General features: G+C 61.9%; 7 protein-coding genes. 6 read left to right on the top strand and 1 reads right to left on the bottom strand.

The window, feature by feature from the left end; genetic code table 11:
- Positions 1 to 902 precede the first annotated feature (902 nt).
- The 3 genes from EK373_RS20320 to EK373_RS20310 are packed head-to-tail and all read left to right on the top strand — an operon-like array spanning position 903 to position 3,783.
- On the top strand, positions 903 to 1,577 hold the full coding sequence (locus EK373_RS20320) for a helix-turn-helix domain-containing protein (protein ID WP_198683468.1): 675 nt from the start codon (positions 903 to 905) through the stop codon (positions 1,575 to 1,577).
- Positions 1,578 to 1,586: 9 nt separating this feature from the next.
- Positions 1,587 to 2,831 carry an NAD(P)/FAD-dependent oxidoreductase gene (locus EK373_RS20315; protein WP_129645513.1) on the top strand — a complete coding sequence of 415 codons (1,245 nt, stop codon included), beginning with the start codon at positions 1,587 to 1,589 and terminating at the stop codon, positions 2,829 to 2,831.
- Between the two features lie 22 nt (positions 2,832 to 2,853).
- Positions 2,854 to 3,783: a delta(1)-pyrroline-2-carboxylate reductase family protein gene (locus EK373_RS20310; RefSeq protein ID WP_129645512.1), complete on the top strand. Its 930-nt coding sequence runs from the start codon at positions 2,854 to 2,856 to the stop codon at positions 3,781 to 3,783.
- Positions 3,784 to 3,869: 86 nt separating this feature from the next.
- On the opposite strand, the gene EK373_RS33430 is transcribed toward EK373_RS20310, so the two are convergent.
- The gene (locus tag EK373_RS33430; protein ID WP_232831169.1) at positions 3,870 to 4,118 is read right to left on the bottom strand and encodes an MDR/zinc-dependent alcohol dehydrogenase-like family protein; all 249 of its coding nucleotides are present in this window, start codon (positions 4,116 to 4,118) and stop codon (positions 3,870 to 3,872) included.
- Between the two features lie 92 nt (positions 4,119 to 4,210).
- On the opposite strand from EK373_RS33430, the gene EK373_RS20300 reads away from it, so the two are divergent.
- From EK373_RS20300 to EK373_RS20290, 3 genes are all read left to right on the top strand, one after another.
- Positions 4,211 to 4,939 (top strand): hypothetical protein, encoded by a 729-nt coding sequence (locus EK373_RS20300; protein WP_129645511.1) that lies wholly within the window; start codon positions 4,211 to 4,213, stop codon positions 4,937 to 4,939.
- Positions 4,940 to 5,085: 146 nt separating this feature from the next.
- On the top strand, positions 5,086 to 5,448 hold the full coding sequence (locus EK373_RS20295) for a VOC family protein (protein WP_129645510.1): 363 nt from the start codon (positions 5,086 to 5,088) through the stop codon (positions 5,446 to 5,448).
- Between the two features lie 78 nt (positions 5,449 to 5,526).
- On the top strand, positions 5,527 to 6,114 hold the full coding sequence (locus tag EK373_RS20290; RefSeq protein WP_129645509.1) for an NAD(P)H-dependent oxidoreductase: 588 nt from the start codon (positions 5,527 to 5,529) through the stop codon (positions 6,112 to 6,114).
- Positions 6,115 to 6,130 lie beyond the last annotated feature (16 nt).

Raw genomic sequence — 6,130 nt, 5'->3', positions numbered from 1 at the left:
ATTCGGTTCTGTCGTCCATGTCTGTTCCTCATTCGATGTTGAATCAAATGCATCGCTGCACTCACTGCGGCGTATGCCAGCAACGACCCTTGCAGCGACTCACAACTGTCGCGTCAGAGCGCCCGAACTGCGAGCTGCGATGACCGGCGCTCCTGCCGCCGTGGCAATTGCGAGCGCGGAATCTGCAAGCGGACTGGTATTTGAGTCAACGCCAATGCGGTTACATTTCTTATACAGACATGCCGACGCGACCGATGCGGACCGCGCGTCGGAAAACGACTTGTGACCACCGCCGCTCCACGGCACGGGCGTGGACGGATGCCTGGCGCGAAATCTCAGCTGCTGTTCGCGCCAGCATTCCTGATCGAACACGTAGCCCGACAGTCGCCGATGCGTGAAGTATCGAGAGGTGTGTGGTGCCAGAGCACTCGCCTAGCGCATTGATGGTGCAGCCTACGAAGAATGCAGCGAGCCACGGCCGCGACTTTGGCGATTGCCCGATGAGATCGACCGGCCCCATCCCGGATCTCTCGTTGAGCACGGCAGGCAACGGCACGGTCCTGGAATATGTTTGACCGTGGTGCCCGGCTGTTGCTGTCCGAGAATGATGCACCCGCGCTGTCGCGGCGTACTCATCAAGCCACGCAAGGCGACCCGCCCAGAACGGTGTCAGGCCCCGGATTCTTGGCAAACCCGGCGCCCGTTCCACGACAGACGAGCGCTACCGAAGGGTTGCGTCGTCAGAGCGGTCCTTCCAGCACTGCAGAGCTCTCCTCTTCGCATACGAAAATAATCGCACAACCTGAACCAACGCTTCATGGCGGCATTTTCGCCCGCCGGGCGTTGTACGCGTCGAGATAGTCTGCGTATACTCGTGCCTATATTTTCGTATCGGAAATATCGTGACCGCGAAGACCGTCCCCGCGCGCGCCAAGTTGGCGCGCGACTATGCGCATAAGTCAGAACAATTCTGCGCAGGCGCGCGAGCGTTGCGAAGACGCGCTGGCCTGACGTTGCAGGAGCTGGCTGATCGCTCGGGACTGGCGACATCGACGTTGTCGAAGATCGAAAACGGTCAGCTCTCGCCGACCTTCGAGACGCTGCTGCGCCTGGCGGACGGTCTCGGCATCGATACTGCCGAACTGTTCAACACGGAAACGCCCAGGGACGCCGCCAGCGCGCGCCGTAGCATTACTCGGCGAGGCGAAGGACGTCTGCACGTGACGCAGCAGTATCGGTACGAAATGTACTGCACGGATCTGTTTCGCAAAGAATTCACTCCCCTCGTCACCACGATAACCGCGCGTAGCATCGAGGAGTTTCAGCCGCTGTCGCGCCATCAAGGCGAGGAGTTCGTCTACGTGCTTTCGGGCGAAATCGAGCTGCACACCGAGCACTACGAGCCGACGCGACTGCGGGTCGGTGACGGTTGCTACTTCGACAGCTCGATGGGCCACGCCTGCATCTCCGTCAGCAAGAAAGATGCAGAGATTCTCTGGGTGACCTCACGCGCCAATGAGCTCTCGCGGGCCGCGCAGTCAACCGGCCGCCGGCTCGAGCCGAAGCCGGGCCGCTGAAGGAAACACGTGCTGCGCGAAGAATCACAAATCGTCATTGCTGGGGGCGGAGTGATTGGACTGTGCGCGGCCCTGCGATTGCGCAGCGAAGGCCGCGACGTGCTGCTCATCGACCGCAACGAACCTGGCTCCGGAACCTCGAGCGGCAATGCAGGCGTGCTGGCAACCTACGAATGCGTGCCGCTCGGCACTCCCAGCGTACTGAAATCGTTGCCCCGATTGCTGTTCGATCCGAACAGCCCGCTGTCCATATCGCTCAGTGCTCTACCAAAATTAACGCCGTGGCTGGCTCGCTTTGCGCGCGCGAGCTTCGAGAGTCGCGCCCGACGTAGCGCCATCACACTCGCGAAGCTGCTCAGCAATAGCCTGCAAGCATACGAGCCTCTGCTCGCACGAGCTGACGCTCGATCACTGCTGCGTCCGAACGGCGCGATGCATGCGTTTCGTAACTCCGCCGATCTCGATGCCGCCTCGTGGGAAAGGCAGCTGCGGCACGAACTCGGCATGCGCCAGGTGCTGCTCGATCGCCGCGACATGGAATCGCTGGAGCCTGGCTTCCCGGGCGAATACAACCGGGGCATCCTGTTTCCAGACGCCGTGCACCTCACCGATCCCTTCGATCTCATGCGGCGGCTTGCCCGCGCGTTTTCCGAACAGGGCGGCAAGATCCTGAGTGGCGATATCACCAAGGTGCAGCACACGAAGCATGGCGTCAGGTTGATCGGGAACGAGATCGAAGTGCGCGCCGGCACCGCTATCATTGCGCTCGGCGCGTGGTCGGCCGAGTTTGCCCGTCAGCTGGGCGATCGAATCCCTCTGGAAACAGAGCGTGGTTATCACGTGGAATTTCCGACCGAGTCACCCGTCCTGTCACGTTCGGTTTGCCCGGTTGAGTACGGGTTCTATCTCACGCCGATGGCAGGAAGGCTGCGAGCAGCCGGCACGGTCGAACTGTCGAGCCTGCGGCGACCGCCCAATGCCCGCCGTCTGCAGCTGATCGAGAACGCTACGCGCCGCCTGTTCCCCAATCTTGGCCCCGCACAGTCACGATGGATCGGCTTCCGCCCTTCGCTGCCCGACTCACTCCCTGTGATCGGACGCTCGCCCCGCGCTCACAACGTGATCTATGCGTTCGGGCACGGTCATCTAGGTGTCACGCTGGGCGGCGAGACCGCGCGGATCGTCACCAAGCTCATCGTTGGCGAGCGCGAGGCCACCGAGTTGCACGCGCTCTCGCCCGCCCGCTTCAGTTGATTCAACATTGAGGAGCTTTGGCATGACACCTCTCAGTTCCGAAGAAACGGCCGCACTACTGCCATACCCCGAACTCGTCGCCGCGATCGCGCACGCTGCACAGGAACTTGCCAGCGGCGCGGTGAACGCTCCCGAGCGACTCGCGGTGCCCATGGGCGCCGCGAACACCTTGCTCTGCATGCCCGCGGTCGCTCCGGACCTGACCGCGATCAAAATCGTTACGGTCCACACGAACAATGCCGCCCATTCGCTGCCAGCGATCCAAGGCGAGGTGATCGTTCTGGACACCGCAACCGGTCGTCGTCTCATGCTGCTGGATGGCCCGACCGTCACGGCGCGTCGCACCGCTGCCGTTACACTGCTGGCCATCAAGACGCTCTCACCGCGCGAGCCGCGCTCTGCTCTCATCATCGGCACAGGTGCACAGGCCGCTACGCACGCCGATGCGCTGATCAACTATTTCGGGATGCGCTCCTTATGGATCGCAGGCGAGGAACTGCCGCTGGCGCAGACATTCTGCGACAAGCTACGTAGTGCGCACGCGGGCATCGATGCTGTGCCGGTCAAAGCATCCACGCTTGCACCGACCGGAGCGGACACCGACGTTGTGATTGCACTGACGACGGCGAAAGCCCCGGTCATTCCTCCGCAACTGCCAGATGCGACGCTCGCAATCGGCGTGGGAGCGTTCCGCCCGGACATGGCGGAGTTGCCGGCCGCACTGCTGGGTAAGCGACGCATCGTCGTCGACTACCTCAAGGGTGCGCGCCACGAAGCGGGCGACCTGCTCCAGGCCGGCGTCGACTGGACCACAGTCACCGAACTCTCGGCACATCTCGGCCCGGATGTTTCCTCGCGTGACCACACCCCTACCGCATTCAAGTCAGTGGGACACGCAAGCTGGGACTTGGCCGCTGCCAGGGTGGCGCTGCAACGATGCGGACGTCGATAGCGGTCGTGATGTGACAAATGACGCGAGGTCGCCGTGAGCGGGAATCGCTCATGGCCGGATCATTACTTTGATCGATTTGCGATCGTTCATTTCACGGTATCCCCCGGCACGCCGTCCAGATCCACGATGCGGTCGAATACCTTCGCCGGCTGGATGCGGCCTTCGAGAATGTCCGGCGGAAGCTCTTCAATATAGGCACGCACGGGCGCCGGGCCGCCGCCGATGGTGATATTCCGATAGAACGCCGGTTGCGAGGCCGGCATCGTTTCGTCCTGAGGCACACCCACTCTGCCTACGGCGCCACCGGCCCGTGTAATTTCAATCGCCGTGGCCATGGACTGCGACGCCGTTCGCCATTGCGACCCGCCAGGCTTGGTGTACGATTCAGGCGCGGGTAAACGGATAGGCCATCACAGGAAGAAGAACGATGAAGAAGCTGTTCGCCATCGCCGGTCTGTTCATGCTGGCGACGTCGTCCTGGGGCCAGAATGTCGAAGAGGTCGTCGTCACCGGTGCGCGCACCGAGGAAGGCGCGACGATGCCTGGTACGTTCCTGCGAAAGACCGGAGACTACCTGCTCCTGCAGGTGAATGTGACGAACGACACGCGCGAGGCGCCCGCACGCAAGGACGAAATCTACGCGACGCTGCGCACGGCGCTGGCCGCGGCAAACAAGGATGGCAGCATAGAGATCAGCGTGATCGATGAGAACGATCTCGTCATCGCGCTCAAGGTGGATTCGGCGACCGTCGTGCTGCGTAATGGGGATCGCCCGGACACGAGCGCAACCCGTATAAGCGTCAAGACCAAGATTCCACAGCAAGGCGCCAATGGTCAGGCGTTGATCAGCAAGTTGAAAGACTTCGTATCGGGCATAAAAGTGACCGGACGCACCAAGCTCGATCCGGATGGCGACGTCGACATCAGCATCGTCGCCCCGCACCGGTATCGCACCGAGATCATTGGCCTGTTCGCACAGGACGCGAAGAGCATTACCGCCGCGCTCGGCGAGGACTACAAAATCGTAGCGACCGGCATCGACCGCCCCGTGCGCTGGGTACGAATGGGATTGCTCGAGCTTGCGCTGTTCGTGCCATACAAGTTCGAAGTGCTGCCCTCGACCGTGAACACGTTCGTCGCCGTGCCGGCGCAATAGTTGAAGTCGTGCACAGATCCGTCGCAGCGCTCAGCGCAGCCGGTATCGGTATCGCTCCGCCTCCTCGCTCAGCTGAACGTTCTCTGCTGCCGTCCGATCCTGCTTGGGACTCGGAACCCCGCGTCCAGCGCAATCATTCCACGCTCATGAACCTGCAGATGAGCTACACGATATTACGCACGGCGAACCTCGCGGCCGCCGAACGCTGGTACACGAAGTTGCTGGGCCGTGGTCCTGACAACCGTCCGATGAAGACACTGGTGCAGTGGGATCTCTCTGCCCAACACGGCATCGGCCTTTCCTCCGATGAGTTGATCTACGGCCAGGGCAGCGCGCTGTTTCTTATCGTCGACGATCTAGCTGCCGAGCGCCGCCGGCTTCAGGATCTCGGGATCGGTCTCGGCGAGGACATGACCGGCGAATACTCAACGCTGGCGCAGGTGCGCGATCCAGACAGCAACCTGCTGACGCTGGCGACCCCACCTTCACCACCTTATCCACCGGCGTGATCGCGAGCAAAAATCCCCCCGGAGCTCGACGGTCGCCATTGATGCCCAGGCTCGAAGATCTTTTCTCGAGACGCGTACATGCTTGCTCTGATCGTCGTCGCCAATCCCAGCCCGAATAGCCTGAGTCACGCCATGGCGTCCGCCGCGAAGCGGGTGCTCGTCGCTCGAGGCTACGAGATCGCACATCACGATCTGTATGCCGAGCACTTCGACCCTGTTCAACCCACCGGCGAAGTCGGCAATGTGGGTTCGTCGAATGCACTTGTGGAGCGGCACTGCTCCGAGTTGGCTCGTGCCGAGTTGATCATCATTTGCCATCCGAACTGGTGGGGTCAGCCTCCAGCTATTTTGAAGGGATGGATAGATCGGGTGTTTCGGCTGAACACCGCGTACACCTATCCGCCTGGGGTGGGATTTGAAGGGATTCCTGTGGGTCTCCTACAAGCCCGGCACGCAATAGTCGTCAATACATCCAACACGCCCATCGAGCGCGAGGCCGCGGTGTTCGGCGATCCCCTCGAAACGCTCTGGAAGAACTGTGTGTTCGGACTGTGCGGCGTCAGCAGCGTCATAAGGCGCATGTATGCACCTGTGTCGAGCAGCACCGCTGAGCAGCGCGCCACATGGCTTTCGGAGGTCGCGGCGCTCGTCGAAAACGCGGCCTGACTCGTTAACGAGCACA

The organism is Peristeroidobacter agariperforans, assembly GCF_004138335.1.
GTDB lineage: Bacteria > Pseudomonadota > Gammaproteobacteria > Steroidobacterales > Steroidobacteraceae > Steroidobacter > Steroidobacter agariperforans.
Note: the sequence above shows the minus strand (reverse complement) of the source record. Positions and strands in the feature narration are given on the sequence as shown.